General features: G+C 64.8%; 14 protein-coding genes. 5 read left to right on the top strand and 9 right to left on the bottom strand.

The window, feature by feature from the left end; genetic code table 11:
- Nucleotides 1-77: 77 nt before the first annotated feature.
- Together JQ592_RS29395 and JQ592_RS29390 are read right to left on the bottom strand one after the other, a co-directional pair.
- The gene (locus tag JQ592_RS29395; RefSeq protein ID WP_211406271.1) at nt 78-839 is read right to left on the bottom strand and encodes an outer membrane protein; all 762 of its coding nucleotides are present in this window, start codon (nt 837-839) and stop codon (nt 78-80) included.
- A gap of 163 nt (nt 840-1002) precedes the next feature.
- Nucleotides 1003-2268, bottom strand: coding sequence for an FAD-dependent oxidoreductase (locus tag JQ592_RS29390; RefSeq protein ID WP_211406270.1), 1266 nt, complete (start codon nt 2266-2268; stop codon nt 1003-1005).
- A gap of 105 nt (nt 2269-2373) precedes the next feature.
- Between JQ592_RS29390 and JQ592_RS29385 the strand changes: the two genes are divergently transcribed.
- Nucleotides 2374-2658: a hypothetical protein gene (locus JQ592_RS29385; RefSeq protein WP_211406269.1), complete on the top strand. Its 285-nt coding sequence runs from the start codon at nt 2374-2376 to the stop codon at nt 2656-2658.
- Between the two features lie 25 nt (nt 2659-2683).
- On the opposite strand, the gene JQ592_RS29380 is transcribed toward JQ592_RS29385, so the two are convergent.
- Nucleotides 2684-4195, bottom strand: a complete 1512-nt coding sequence (locus JQ592_RS29380) for a caspase family protein (protein ID WP_211406268.1) — start codon at nt 4193-4195, stop codon at nt 2684-2686.
- 188 nt (nt 4196-4383) lie between these two features.
- On the opposite strand from JQ592_RS29380, the gene JQ592_RS29375 reads away from it, so the two are divergent.
- The 4 genes from JQ592_RS29375 to fabA all read left to right on the top strand — a co-directional run bounded on the left by JQ592_RS29375 (nt 4384) and on the right by fabA (nt 9021).
- Nucleotides 4384-5382, top strand: a complete 999-nt coding sequence (locus tag JQ592_RS29375; protein WP_211406267.1) for a helix-turn-helix transcriptional regulator — start codon at nt 4384-4386, stop codon at nt 5380-5382.
- Nucleotides 5383-5682: 300 nt separating this feature from the next.
- The gene (locus JQ592_RS29370; RefSeq protein WP_211406266.1) at nt 5683-7182 is read left to right on the top strand and encodes a DEAD/DEAH box helicase; all 1500 of its coding nucleotides are present in this window, start codon (nt 5683-5685) and stop codon (nt 7180-7182) included.
- 163 nt (nt 7183-7345) lie between these two features.
- Entirely contained in the window at nt 7346-8413 is a 1068-nt protein-coding gene (locus JQ592_RS29365) for a GGDEF domain-containing protein (RefSeq protein WP_211406265.1), read from the top strand.
- Nucleotides 8414-8490: 77 nt separating this feature from the next.
- Nucleotides 8491-9021, top strand: a complete 531-nt coding sequence (gene fabA / locus JQ592_RS29360; RefSeq protein WP_211406264.1) for a bifunctional 3-hydroxydecanoyl-ACP dehydratase/trans-2-decenoyl-ACP isomerase — start codon at nt 8491-8493, stop codon at nt 9019-9021.
- A gap of 96 nt (nt 9022-9117) precedes the next feature.
- On the opposite strand, the gene JQ592_RS29355 is transcribed toward fabA, so the two are convergent.
- The 6 genes from JQ592_RS29355 to sufC form a co-directional block, all read right to left on the bottom strand.
- Nucleotides 9118-9555, bottom strand: coding sequence for a TfoX/Sxy family protein (locus tag JQ592_RS29355; protein WP_211406263.1), 438 nt, complete (start codon nt 9553-9555; stop codon nt 9118-9120).
- Nucleotides 9556-9738: 183 nt separating this feature from the next.
- On the bottom strand, nt 9739-10137 hold the full coding sequence (locus tag JQ592_RS29350) for a HesB/IscA family protein (RefSeq protein ID WP_026311794.1): 399 nt from the start codon (nt 10135-10137) through the stop codon (nt 9739-9741).
- A gap of 49 nt (nt 10138-10186) precedes the next feature.
- Nucleotides 10187-10558: an SUF system Fe-S cluster assembly protein gene (locus JQ592_RS29345; protein ID WP_018641712.1), complete on the bottom strand. Its 372-nt coding sequence runs from the start codon at nt 10556-10558 to the stop codon at nt 10187-10189.
- Nucleotides 10555-11802, bottom strand: coding sequence for a cysteine desulfurase (locus tag JQ592_RS29340; protein ID WP_211406262.1), 1248 nt, complete (start codon nt 11800-11802; stop codon nt 10555-10557). Before JQ592_RS29340 ends, JQ592_RS29345 begins: the two co-directional genes overlap by 4 nt.
- Nucleotides 11799-13103, bottom strand: a complete 1305-nt coding sequence (sufD, locus tag JQ592_RS29335; protein ID WP_211406261.1) for a Fe-S cluster assembly protein SufD — start codon at nt 13101-13103, stop codon at nt 11799-11801. The genes JQ592_RS29340 and sufD overlap by 4 nt, the downstream gene beginning before the upstream one ends.
- Before the next feature lie 11 nt (nt 13104-13114).
- Nucleotides 13115-13867 carry a Fe-S cluster assembly ATPase SufC gene (gene sufC, locus JQ592_RS29330; RefSeq protein ID WP_211406260.1) on the bottom strand — a complete coding sequence of 251 codons (753 nt, stop codon included), beginning with the start codon at nt 13865-13867 and terminating at the stop codon, nt 13115-13117.
- Between the last annotated feature and the right edge of the window lie 151 nt (nt 13868-14018).

The raw sequence follows: 14018 nt of genomic DNA, 5'->3' as shown, positions 1-14018 counted from the left end.
AAAAAAGAAGCCCCGGCGATGCCGGGGCTTTGAATTTGGCAGAGATCGTCTTCTTTTGCTGATTGGTCGTTGGTTGCTCAGTAGCGCGCGATGACCGGCGCGTCGAACTTGTAGCTCGCGCGCACGACGGCCCACTGGATGTCGCGCGGCTTGGCATCGAAGGTGTAATTACCCGCGAGGCCGCCGAGCTGATAGGTCTGGCTGCCGAAGGCAGCGTAGTTGTATTCGAGGCCGACGATCCAGTTGCGGGTGACGCCGTATTCCCAGCCGGCGCCGACGGTCCAGCCATTGGCCCAGTGAGTCTGACCGCCCGTCGCCGTCACGACCGGGTCAGTGACCGAGAGCCGGTTGTTGACGCCCGCGTAGCCGCCCTTGATGTAGAAGAGGTTGTTCTGCACGGCGAAGCCGGCGCGACCGACGACCGTCGCCAGCACATTTGCACGCCAGGAGAACACGTCGTTCGCCGGGGCGAACGCGGTGTTCACGACCGTGCCCTTGTTGTCGAGGCCGGAGATGGTGCCTTCCATGCCGAACACGAAGTTGTTGGCCTGCCAGTTGTAGCCGATCTGGGCGCCGCCCATGATGCCCGACTTGCGCTGGCGATAGCCCTCGCCCGGGAGCAAATCGCCGAACGCCGCACCAGTCCCGTTGTTGATGAACTGCTCGTTGGTCCATGCGCCACCGATGTGGCCGCCGACATAGAAACCGGTCCAGTTGAACAGCGGCTCGACATAGGCAGGCGCCTTCGTGTAACGCGCACCGAGATCGGCGGCGGACGCAGCGCCGGTCGAAACCAGAGCGGTCGTGCAAGCGAAGGCGGCAATCAATTTGTTACGCATGGTACACCCCGTGTCCTTTGATGGGCGCACGCTCACACGCAACTCTTACTCAAATTTGAATCAAGAAAGTTAAGACGCCGGATTGGCGATCGGCGCGCCTTGAATCCGCCGGCGCTGTTGCACGCACGCAACGCGTCACGCGCGATTTAACGCGACATTATCCCTACCGAATTGCGGCGCTTACGATGCCGGGGGCGGCCTTCGACTGCACGTGCTCGGGCCGCACACCGAGCGCGATCAGCCGCGCCGGAATGCCCTGCAGCCACGGCAGCGCGGTGATGAGGCGCACGATCAGCGGCACCTTCAGCGGCCGATCGCCGCCCTGCAGGGCGCCGCTGATGATGTTGTTCTGCACGACCACCTGCATGCGTTGCGTCATTCTCACCGGGAACTCGCGCCGGCGCCGCACGGCGTCGAGCTCATCCTCGGACGGGCAACCGCGCCCAAGCTTGTCCGCGAGCAGATTGGCGGTCGCGACCGCATCCTGCACGGCGAGATTGACGCCGACGCCGCCGACCGGCGACATCGCATGGGCGGCATCGCCGATGAGAAGCAGGCCCGGCCGCGTCCAGCGCTCGAGGCGATTGATCGCGACGGTGAGCAGCTTGATGTCGTCAAAGCTCTTCACATCGGCAATGCCGGATCGAAGCACCGGCGCCATGCGCACGACGTCGTCGAGCAGCGCCTGCAATCCCCTCGCCTTCACCGCATCGTACTGCCCCTTGGCGATGACATAGGCGCATTGCCAGTAGTCGCCGCGGTCGAAGGTGATCATCATCTTGCCGGGCTCGATGCGCGCAAACAGGTTCTCGGTCTCGTCAGCCTTGCGGCTGGCGCGGAACCACAGCACGTCCATCGGCGCACCGACCTCCTCGACCTCGAGGCCGGCGCGCTCGCGTACCGTCGAATGCCGGCCGTCGCAGGCGACGGTGAGATCGGCCTCGATGTCGATGGCGCCGTCCGGCGTCTTCGCCCGCACGCCGGCGATGGTGTCGCCGCGGCGGATCAGATCGACGGCTTCGGTGTTCATCATCACCTTGAGCGAGGCGAAGCGCCGGCCCTCTTCGCGCAGGAAATTCAGGAAGTCCCATTGCGGCATGAAGGCGATGAACGGGTACTTGGTGTGCAGCCGGCTGAGATCGGCGATCCGCACCGGCGTACCGCCGAACAGTCCATCCATCTTCTGCAAGCGTTGATGCGGCAGCTTCAGGAAGCCGTCGATCAGGCCGAGCTCATCCATCACCTGAAGCGTCGAGGGATGCACGGTGTCGCCGCGAAAGTCGCGGAAGAAATCCGCGTGCTTCTCCAGCACCACGACGTCGATACCGGCACGCCCGAGGAGATAGGCGAGCATCATGCCGGCGGGCCCGCCGCCGACGACACAACACCGGACTCTTACGGAGGAACTCGGGTTCAAGGCCGCGCTCATTTACGATCTAAGTTTTCTGTGCGGTGCAGCAGGCAAGTTTAATTTGCCGCAGCTGTGAATGCCCGTTAGCGTTGCAGCAAATTAGATTGCTTTCAGGAAATTGAAGTGCGGACGATCCTTATACTGCTCGGCGTGTGGATCCTGATCAACGTGCTTTTCGTCGTGATCATGATCCCGCCGCGCAAGCCGCGGAAGCCCGACCCAGGCCCGACCGGCACGCTGGCGCCAGTTCCCATCAAGCAGAACGGCTATCCATTCGAGGAGCAGGAGAAGCTCCTGCTGCGTCACGTCGTCATCTCGATCGCGATGGGCGCGTTCCTCTCGCTGGCGCCCCCCTTGATCGAAGCCGTCGAGTCCATCAAGCGCTTGTTCAGAAAGCGGCGCGCCTAAAGCGCGATGAGATTGGGATGAATCGTCAGTTGTTGCTGCGGTTCGCGGCCCGAAAGCTCTTGATCTCCGAGACGCTGCCGTCGCGATAGGTCAGCTCGACCGAGACGAACTGCGTGGCCGGGGCAAGCTTCATGTAGAGCGGCATGCCGGCGCTGATCGCGCTGGGGTCGCGCATGTCGCAATTCGGCATCTTCAGCACCTGGTTGGGCACGGCGGTGTCGATGCCGATGCGCACCTCGCGGATCGCGCAGCGATACGAGACGAGATGCGTGTAGTAGACCAGCAGCCCGTTGAACTCCCGGAACGACAGCCAACTCGTCGAGGTCATGTCGAGGATCTTGCGCTGGTCGCGGATCAGCGCGGCCTCGGGATCGAACCTGATCGGGAACGGGCCCTGCATGTCGCCGGCCTGGTCGACATAGCGGACCTCGATGGTGCCGGCCGCAGCATCCGGCGGCAGCTCGATCGACGGGTTCGGCATCCGCTTGCGCGTGCGCGGATCGAGCGTGTCGATGAAGCCGGTCTCGCGGAAATCGCCCTTGCCCGCCATGCGCCAGGAAATCCCGAGCGTCGGATCGGCGAAGGAGAACACCACGCTCCAGCCGCCATTGTGGCGCGAGAAGCTCGCGATCGGCGCGTTGGTGGTTTCCTCCTTCGGCACGCGCGGCACCGACACCGGCGGCAAGGCCGCCACCTTCTGCGGTGGATCGGCCGGGCGCGCGGCCGCGTCCTTGGCGATGCCGCTGAGGAAGACGTCGTCGACCATCTGGTCGAAATAAACCGGCACCTGCTTGTGCCTGACGGTGTCGGCCATCTCGCTGACGAGACGGCGGGTGCGCTGTGCCACCTGCACGAGGTTCTCGCCGGGTTCGAGCAGCTGCTTGGCGAAAGTGCGCGTGAACACCGAATTGGGATTGGCGTCGTCGTTGGAGAGCCGATCGAGCGCGGTCTGTCGGGGCCCGGCCGAGAACACCGAGAACACGCCTTCGGGCAGCTGCGTCATCGGCGCGAGCCCGCCGCCGCCGGCGACCGCGCGCGTGCCTGATCGTTCGAACGGATTGTTGCGGCAGGCGTCGAACACCAGGATCGAGGTCCGCGCCTTCTTGTTCTGGAGACGCTCGACGATACGGTCGGCCAGGATCGAGGCGTCGCGCACCAGCTCTTCCTGTCCTTCCGTCGCCGCCGGCACGTCGGTCGGCAGCAGATAGTTCTGGCCCGCGATCTCGAAACCGTGGCCGGCGTAGAAGAAGAACGCGGTGTCGCCGGGCTCGACCGTCCGGTCGAAGGCGAGCAACGTCTCGGAGAATTGCTGCCGGCTCTGGTTCTCGGCCACCATCACGGAGAAGCCGAGCTGCTTCAGCGTGTCGCCCATGGTGCGGGCGTCGTTGACGGCCTTGAGGAGCTTCGGGACGTTCTTGTAGTCGTTGTTGCCGACGACCAGCGCGACGCGCTTCTCGGCATGAGCGGGCAGCGCGGTGCCGCAGAGGCTAGCCGCGAGGCCGAGGGCCGCCAGAATCCTGAAAAGCCGACGCGTCATCGAAAACATCCCGTTAGAGAACGGCCTCGTTGATCGGAACCCCTGCCGTTGCTGTGATAGTCGGCCCAGCCGCATTGACGGTTCAACAGCCACCTCTTCGGTTCCATCGTATGACCTATGGCAGATTCCATCGGAATCTGCTTTTTCTTAGTTTTCCCGGGCAATCGTACCGGACGCGAGGGGCTGCCGTGTATCGCTGGTGTACCGACGAGGTCGAGCCGCATGACCGCTTCGACTATTGGCGCGAAGTCCGGTCCAAGGGACTGTTCGGCGTCACCGCCGAGCTCAAGCGCGAGCGACGCGCGGACTTCTACGGCGAGTTCTCGCTGCGCCAGCTCGGCGGCGCCGGCCTCGTCGAGCTGAAGGCCTCGCACTATACGGTGGAGCGCAGCACCACCGACATCGCCTACGCGCCCAGCGACAGCATCTGCGTCTACCAGCAGCTCGGCAGCGGCGGCTGGTTCGGCGGCATGCGCGGCAGCGATTTTTCGATCGCCAATGGCAGCTTCGCCACCAGCCATACCGACCTGCCCTATCGCACCGTGCCGCTCGGGAACGGCGGCTTCCATTTGCGGATCCTGAAGATTCCCGTGAGCAGCATCCCGGCGCAGGACAAGCGCATGCGCGAGCTGTCGGCCCGAACGTTCAACGATCCCAGCCTGGCGCCTCTGCTCGGAGCCTGCTTTGCCGATCTCGGTGAGGCCGCCGCGGCTGACGACGGGGCCAACGGTGCCCAGGGCTCCCTGGCTCAGGCCTCCCTAGCTCAGGCCTCCCTGGTGCAGGCTCTGGCGCATCTGGCACTGATCGAGCGCGGCATCGTGCGGCCGGGTAGCCGGCTCGGACAGGCTGCCCTGCGGACAGCACGCCTGTCGCAGGCGCGGCGCCTGATCGCGCGCCACCTGCAAGACCCGAACCTCGCGCCGGCAATGGTCGCCGATCTGCTCGGTGTGTCCCTGCGGCACCTGCACATGCTGTTCGAGGCCGCCGAGAAGAGCTTTTCGCAGACCGTGACCGACCAGCGCCTCAAGCAGAGCCGCCGCCTGATGCGGGAGGCGCCGGAGCGGCTGATCGCCGACATCGCCACCGCCTGCGGCTTCGAGAGCCTGGCGACCTATTACCGGGTTTTCAACGCAGCCTACGGGATGGCCCCCGGCGACTTCCGGGCCCAGGGTTCCGAAGGGCATTAGCTGGTCTCCCCGGCGGCCGCCGCCCAGCCCATGGCCGAGGCGGAAATCCCAGCCATGCCCGGGATTTGGGCAAAAACCTCAGGGTTTTTAGGGCCTTCCCGCGCCTGCTCCATTGACTTTGGCCAATTCCCGCCTATGTTCCGGGGCGACGCGGCTCAGATCGAAGAGCGATTCCTGGGCCTTGCGCTTTGTTCGCGTGAGTCAGCACCCCCAGCTTCCTAGAGAGCGCGCCGTTTCGGGGTGGAACGCGACCAGCCTTATTACCCTCGATTCCGAACGGCGGTTTCGACCAGAGGCTCAATGTCCTTTTCAAATCTCGGACTGTCCGAAAAAGTCCTCGCCGCAGTGGCGGCCACCGGTTACACCAACCCCACCCCCATTCAGGAACAGGCGATCCCCCACGTCCTCGCACGCAAGGACGTGCTCGGCATCGCCCAGACCGGCACCGGCAAGACCGCGGCTTTCGTGCTGCCGATGCTCACCATCCTCGAAAAGGGCCGCGCCCGGGCGCGGATGCCGCGCACGCTGATCCTGGAGCCGACCCGCGAGCTCGCGGCGCAGGTGAAGGAAAACTTCGACCGCTACGGCGCCGGCCAGAAACTCAACGTCGCCCTCCTGATCGGCGGCGTCTCCTTCGGCGACCAGGATGCCAAGCTGATGCGCGGCGTCGACGTGCTGATCGCCACCCCGGGCCGCCTGCTCGACCATACCGAGCGCGGCGGCCTCCTGCTCACCGGCGTCGAGCTGCTTGTCATCGACGAAGCCGACCGCATGCTGGACATGGGCTTCATTCCCGACATCGAGCGCATCTGCAAGCTCGTCCCCTTCACGCGGCAGACCCTGTTCTTCACCGCGACCATGCCGCCGGAGATCCGGCGCATCACCGAAGCCTTCTTGCACAATCCGCAGAAGGTCGAGGTCTCCCGGCCCGCCACCACCGCCGTCACCGTCACCCAGGCCCAGGTGCCCGCCGGACGCGAAGCGCACGAGAAGCGTGAATTGCTTCGCCGCCTGCTGCGCGAGGCCAAGGACCTCAAGAACGCGATCATCTTCTGCAATCGCAAGCGCGAGGTCGCGATCGTTCACAAGTCGCTTCAGAAGCACGGCTTCAGCGTCGGCGCGCTGCATGGCGACATGGACCAGCCGGCCCGCATGGCCGCGCTCGACCAGTTCCGCAAGGGCGAGCTGCCGCTCCTCGTCGCTTCCGACGTTGCCGCCCGCGGCCTCGACATTCCCGAGGTCAGCCACGTCTTCAATTTCGACGTCCCCCACCACGCCGACGACTACGTCCACCGCATCGGCCGCACCGGCCGCGCCGGCCGCACCGGCACCGCGATCTCGATCGTGACGCCGCTCGACCAGAAGTCGATGGCCGCGATCGAGAAGCTGATCGGCCAGAGCATTCCGCGCGCCGAAGGCGATTACGAAGTGCACGCAGAAGCCGGCGATGCGATCGAGCGTCCGCGCGAGCAGCGCGGCCGTGAGCGTTCGCGTGGCGGACGCGGCAAGCCGCAGCGCGGCGAGCGTCGCGGTCACGACCGCGAGCGCAGCCACGAGGCGCGCGGCGAAGCACGGCCCGCCGCCGAGGCGAGGCCTGCACGCGAGGCAAGGCCTCAGCGCGAAACCAGGCCATCATCCGAGCCGCGTCATGGTGCGCGCGCGCAGGCCAACAATTCGCATGTGCCGTCGATCGGCCGTCCCGAGCCGCGCCGCCAGCGCGAGGTCGACACCGAGCCGGGCGATCACTCGCACCTGCCGGCATTCCTGCTGCGGCCGGTTCGCTCCCCCGCCGGCGCCTGAAGCGCGACGCGCTTCAGGCTGGTTGAGACAGACTGCCGCTCAATTTTTCAGACGCATTCGTGAACGTATATTTACGGGGTGTTCACGATCGTCCGTTAGCCTACGAACATAATTTAAGCATTACTGCGGTCGAGGGCGCACCGACCGCTGTGGGGTATGTTCCGTGGTCAAGGTTCTCGACGAACACGAACGCACGATGGCGTTCGCCGAGGTAGCGCTCGGTCAGATCCGCTCGCTCCGCCAGACCGCAATTCCCCGCAATTACGAGATCTGGTACGTCTACGCCACCGGCTACAACGCGCCGCTCAACAAGATCGTCAACGAGACGCTGGCGCGCCACGGCAAGCTGACCGAAGCCGATCTCGAGCAGATCTACGAGACCTATCTCTCCCACATCAAGACCACCGACCGCATCGACAAGGTCGGCGCGCGCGTCATCGGCGAGATCGACGACGTGATGCGGGTACTCAGCGATGCGCTCGGGATGACCGGCTCCTACGATGCCAGCCTGTCGGGCGCGTCCGAAAAGCTGTCGTCGGCCAAGAGCCGCGAGCAGATCAAGGCGATCGTCGAGACGCTGATGCGTTCGACCAGTAAGATGCGCGAGACCAACAAGGCGCTGGAAGACCGCCTGACGCTGTCGAAGAACGAGATCAGCAATCTCCAGCAGAGTCTGGAGGCGATCCGCGCCGAGAGCCTGACCGACCCGCTCACGGGCCTCGGCAACCGCAAATATTTCGACCGCATGATCGGCATGGCCGTGCAGAGCGCGCTCGCCTCGGGCGAGCCGCTGTCGCTGCTGCTGTTCGACATCGATCACTTCAAGTCGTTCAACGATTCCTACGGCCATCTCACCGGCGACCAGGTGCTGCGGCTCGTCGGCCTGTCGCTGAAGCAGACCATCAAAGGCCAGGACATCACCGCGCGCTATGGCGGCGAGGAATTCGCGGTGGTGCTGCCCAACACCGCGCTGCGCCAGGCTCTGACCGTCGCTGATCACATCCGCCGAGCGGTGATGGCGAAGGAATTGAAGAAGAAATCGACCGGCGAGATTCTCGGCCGCGTCACCATCTCCGTCGGCGTCTCCATGCTCAAGCAGGGCGACGACACCGACGCGCTGATCGAGCGTGCGGACGCTTGCCTCTACGCCGCCAAGCGCAACGGCCGCAACCGCGTGATCTGCGAAGCCGATCCGGAATTCGCGGTCGAGAGCCACAGCCGGGTGGCGTGAGCGGAAGCCGAGCCGCTTGACATTCCGACCTGACGAACAACATCCTCCTCGCCGCCTGCCCGCGAGGACTTGTCGTCGTGCCCAATCCTCATGACTTCCACACGCCGCAGCCGTCCTACACCCGGGACGAGCTGCTGAGATCGAGCGAAGGCGGCTATTTCGGCCCGGGCAATGCGCAATTGCCGGCACCGCCGATGCTGATGATGGACCGCATCACCGAGATCAGTTTGGATGGCGGCGAATTCAGCAAGGGCCATATCGTCGGCGAACTCGACATCACACCAGGCCACTGGTTCTTCGATTGCCATTTTCGCGGCGACCCGATCATGCCGCCCTCCCTGGGCCTCGACGCCATGTGGCAGATGATCGGCTATTGGCTCGGCTGGTCGGGCTCGCCGGGCAAGGGCCGCGCCATCGGCGTCGGCGACGTGGAGTGCACGGGCGAAATCACACGCGATACAAAGAGCGTGCGCTACGAGGTCGCGATGCGCATGGTCCGGCGCGGCAAGCTGGTGCTCGGAATTGCCGACGGCCGCGTGCTTGCCGACAGCACCCGCATCTTCACGGCCAAGGATATGAGGGTCGGCCTGACCAAGGCGGTGGACTAAGGTCTCGTAGGGTGGGCAAAGGCGCGGTAGCGCCGTGCCCACCATCTCTCCAGCATCACGTTCGTGAATGGTGGGCACGCTTTCGCTTTGCCCACCCTACCGCACCGTTTTCTTGGTCGCTTTCTTGGCCGGACGCTTCTTCTTGGCAGCGGGCTTCTTCGCCGCCGCCCTTTTTGCGGCCTTCTTCGCCACCTTTTTCCCCTTCGGCCGCTTCTTCACCTTGGCGCGCTGGGCGGCGGCGAGCGCCGCCCTCGCCCATTGGGCAAGCTCGGTGGAATCGTCGAACAGGCGCGCCGGCAGCTCCCAGTAGGAGTTGACCACCACGGTCTTGGCACGGGTCGAATACTGGAACGGCTTTGAGCCTTCGGCTTCAAAGTCCGGGATGGTCGCCTCGTCGGCGCGCAAGAACAGGCCCGCACGCAGCGACAGCGCGAAATTGGTGCCGTCGGCTGAGATGCCGTAGCCGGAGAACATTTTTCGGATGGTGACGGGGCCGAAATCGGCGAACAGGTCGATCAGGAATTCGCGGTCCATGGCCCGGGTGCCTCCCCATCGTCGTCCTGGCGAAGGCCAGGACCCATTACCCCAGGGAGGAGTTTAGCGAAGACTGCCCGTCGTGCCAGTGTCGGTACTGACACCGCCCATCACCGCGAGATCACGCGGTATGGGTCCTGGCGTTCGCCAGGACGACGGCGGAGTAAAACGAGAGAGCCGGGCTTACCCGTCGATCTTGGCCGGCCGCAGCTCGACCGACTCGCCGCAGCCGCAGGCGGAGACCTGGTTGGGGTTGTTGAAGACGAACTGGGCCTGCATCTTGTCGGCCTTGTAGTCCATCTCGGTGCCGAGCAGGAACAGCACGGCCTTGGGATCGACCAGGATCTTGACGCCCTTGTCCTCGACGACCTCGTCGGTCGGGCGTATCTCGTGGGCGTATTCGACGGTGTAGGACTGACCGGCGCAGCCGCCGTTCTTCACCCCGACGCGCAAGCCCACGATCTCCGAGTCCGCACGTTGGGTCAGCTCGGTGATGCGCTGGGCAGCGGCATCCGTCAGCCGCATCACCTGCGGTCGCGGCCGCCGGGGTTTTGGTGAGGATGCTGGTGTTGCCTGGGTCATATTGTTTATGTGGTCCGTTGCAGAACGAATTCAATGCGCGTTGAGACCGTCACCACATGTTGAGCACGAGGCGGGCCTCGTCGCTCATGCGCTCCGGCGACCACGGCGGTTCCCAGACCACCTTGACGTCGACCACGCCGACGCCGGGGACGCTGGCGACCGCGTTCTCGACCATGGTCGGCAGCTCGCCGGCGGCCGGACAGTTCGGCGTCGTCAGCGTCATCTGGACGTCGACGGAGCGGTCGTCCTTGATCTCGACCTTGTAGATCAGGCCGAGCTCGTAGATGTCGGCCGGGATTTCCGGGTCGAACACGGTCTTGAGTCCGGCAATGATCTCGCGGGTCAGCCGCTCGGTCTCCTCCGGCGGCAACGCCGAATGGGTCTCCATCGGATTGGCTTTGATTTCGGCCGTGTCACTCATGCGAACAAATCCCGCGCCTTCAGCAGCGCCTGTGCCAGATGATCGACTTCTTCCCGCGTATTATACATGCCGAACGAGGCCCGGCATGTGGCCGTGACGTTGAACCGCTCTAAAAGCGGCATGACGCAATGGGTGCCGGCGCGCACGGCAATGCCCTGGCGGTCGATCACGGTAGCGACGTCATGGGCATGGGCGCCCTTGAGCTCGAAGGAGATCACCGGGCCCTTGCCGCGCGCCGTGCCGATCAGCCGCAGCGAGTTGATCTCGCGCAAGCGATCCTGGGCGTAGGTGACGAGGTCGTGCTCGTGCGCGGCGATGCGCTCCTTGCCGATCGAATTGACATAGTCGATGGCGGCACCGAGGCCGATCGCTTCGACGATGGGCGGGGTGCCAGCTTCGAACTTGTGCGGCGGGTCGCCATAGGTGACCCAGTCCTTCGCGACCTCGCGGATCATCTCGCCGCCGCCATTGAACGGCCGCATCGCGACAAGGTGCTCGTGTTTGGCATAGAGCGCGCCGATGCCAGTCGGGCCATAAATCTTGTGGCCGGTAAAAGCGTAGAAATCGCAGTCGAGATCCTGCACGTCGATGGGCAGGTGCACCGCGCCTTGCGCACCGTCGACCAGCACGGGAATGCCGCGATCGTGGGCCAGCCGCACGACCTCCTTGATCGGAACGAAGGTTCCGAGCGCGTTCGACATCTGGGTGATGGCGACGAGCTTGGTCTTCGGCGTCAGCAGCTTCTCGAACTCGTCGATCAGGAAGTTGCCCTCGTCGTCGACGGGCGCCCATTTGATCACCGCGCCGTGGCGTTCCCTGAGGAAATGCCAGGGCACGATGTTGGAATGGTGCTCCATGATCGAGAGGACGATCTCGTCGCCCTGCTTGATGTTCGGCTCGCCCCAGGACGACGCCACGAGGTTGATCGCCTCGGTGACGTTGCGGGTGAAGATGATCTCTTCAGTCCGGCGGGCGTTGACGAATTGCGCGACCTTTGTCCGCGCGCCCTCGTAGGCCTCGGTCGCGGCATTGGCGAGGTAGTGCAGGCCGCGATGCACGTTGGCGTATTCGCTCGTATAGGCCTGCGTCATGCGATCGAGCACGGCGCTCGGCTTCTGCGCGGAGGCTGCGTTGTCGAGATAGACGAGCGGCTTGCCGTAGACCTGCATCGCGAGCGCCGGAAAGTCCTGGCGCACCCGCGCGACGTCATAGGCGCCGTTCTTGACTGCCGGATGCGTGCTCATGACCGACGCTCCAGCCAGCGCTCGGCGATGCCGATCACGTGCTCGCGCAAACCGTCATCGGCGATCTGCTCGATCGCTTCACCGACGAAAGCCTGGATCAGCAGCGCCTGGGCCTGCTTCTCCGGCAGGCCGCGCGCCTTCAGGTAGAACAGCAGGCTGTCATCGAGCGCACCGGCGGTGGCGCCGTGGCCGCAGGAGACGTCGTCGGCAAAGATTTCCAGCTCGGGCTTGTTGTCGGCCTCGGCTTCGTCCGAGAGCAGCAGCGCACGGGTCATCATCTTGCCATCGGTCTTCTGCGCGTCGGGACGGACGATGATGCGGCCCTGGAACACCGAATGGGCGCGATCGTCGATCACGGCGCGGAAGGTCTCGCGGCTGACGCAGTTCGGCACGGCATGGTCGACCAGCAGCGTGGTGTCGCCATGCTCGGTCTTCTGCAGCAGGTTCACGCCATTGGCCGAGAGCTCGCTGCCCTCGCCCGAGAACGTAATGAAGCCCTGCAGGCGGCTGACCGCCGCGCCGGTCGTCATGTTGAAGAAGTTCAGCTTCACGTTCGCACCGACCGTGACGAAATGCGAGGTGACGTTCAGCGCGTCCGGTGCATCGTCCATCAGGCGGATATGCGCGACATCGGAGTCATCGCCGATCGAGAGCAGCACGGCATCGTTGACCTGATAGGCCTTGGCACCGGCCGCAACAAAACTCTCGACGATGGTGGCGTGAACGCCCTTCCCGATCGCGACCTGCGAGCGACTGAAGGCCGACGCGGAAGCGGCGGTCGCGATGTGGATGATCTGGATCGGTGCGGACAGCTGCGCGCCGTCAGCAATCGACAGCACGACGCCGTCGGTCGCCATCGCCGCGTTCAGCGCGATCACGGCATCGGTGACCGCGGTCTTCAGGAGACTGGCGTCCTTCTCCAGCGTCTCCCGTAACGTCCTAAAGCTCATGTCGGAGCCGAGCGCCTTCACGTCGGAAAGATCGGCCGCGAACACGCCGTCGACCAGCACCAGCTTGCGGGCGCCCGCGATCGCATGCGCCTTCACGGCCTCCGCGGCGCGCTTCAGCGCGGCCGCATCGGGGCTGGCTGCCAGCGGCAGCACCTCGCCGACCAGCGCGCGCAGATCGGTGTATTTCCATTCCTCGATCCGGCGGTGCGGCAGGCCAAGACGCTCATAGGTCTCGAACGCCTCGCGGCGCGCCACGATCACGGCCGGCGAACCCGGCAAGCGGCCTTCGGCGCCGGCGAAGAGATCGCTCACCGCGCGGCCGTTCCCGGTCTTTGCCACAGCAACGTTCATCGCAAATTTCCTTACGCGGCATCCTCGAACTGGGTATAGCCGGACGCTTCCAGCTCCAGCGCCAGATCCTTGCCGCCGCTCTTCACGACACGGCCCTTCGACATCACGTGCACGAAATCAGGCACGATGTAGTTGAGCAGCCGCTGATAGTGGGTGATGACGACCATCGCACGCCCCGGCGAGCGCAGCGCGTTGACGCCGTCGGCCGCAATGCGCAGCGCGTCGATGTCGAGGCCGGAATCCATCTCGTCGAGGATGCACAGGCTGGGCTCGAACAGCGCCATCTGCAGCACCTCGTTGCGCTTCTTCTCGCCGCCGGAGAAGCCGACATTGACGCCGCGCTTGAGCATGTCCTGCGGGATGTTCAGCGACTTCGAGACCTCGCGGACCTTCTTCAGGAAGTCCGGGGTGGAATATTCGCTCTCGCCGCGCGCCTTGCGCTGCGCGTTCAGCGCGGTGCGCAGGAACGTCATGGTGGCGACGCCGGGAATCTCGACCGGATACTGGAACGCCAGGAACACGCCCTTCGCGGCGCGCTCCTCCGGATCCATCTCCAGGAGGTCTTCGCCCTTGAACAGGATCTGGCCGTCGGTGACCTCATAGCCGGGCTTGCCTGCGATGACGTGCGAGAGCGTCGACTTGCCGGAGCCGTTCGGCCCCATGATCGCATGCACCTCGCCCTCGTTCACGGTCAGCGTCAGCCCGTGGAGGATCTCACGCTCCTCGACACGAACCTTCAGGTCTTTCACTTCAAGCAAAGCCATCTTGGTATCCAGTCTATTCAATTGATGTTGGAGCGCGAGGTGCGCACCGCCGGGGTCGGCGATCAGCCGACCGACCCTTCAAGCGAGATCGAGATCAGCTTCTGCGCTTCGACCGCGAATTCCATCGGCAGCTGCTGCAGCACGTCCTTGA

This window comes from Bradyrhizobium iriomotense (assembly GCF_018129405.1).
GTDB classification, from domain to species: Bacteria; Pseudomonadota; Alphaproteobacteria; order Rhizobiales; family Xanthobacteraceae; genus Bradyrhizobium; species Bradyrhizobium iriomotense_B.
This window is presented reverse-complemented; position numbering and strand designations above follow the sequence as displayed.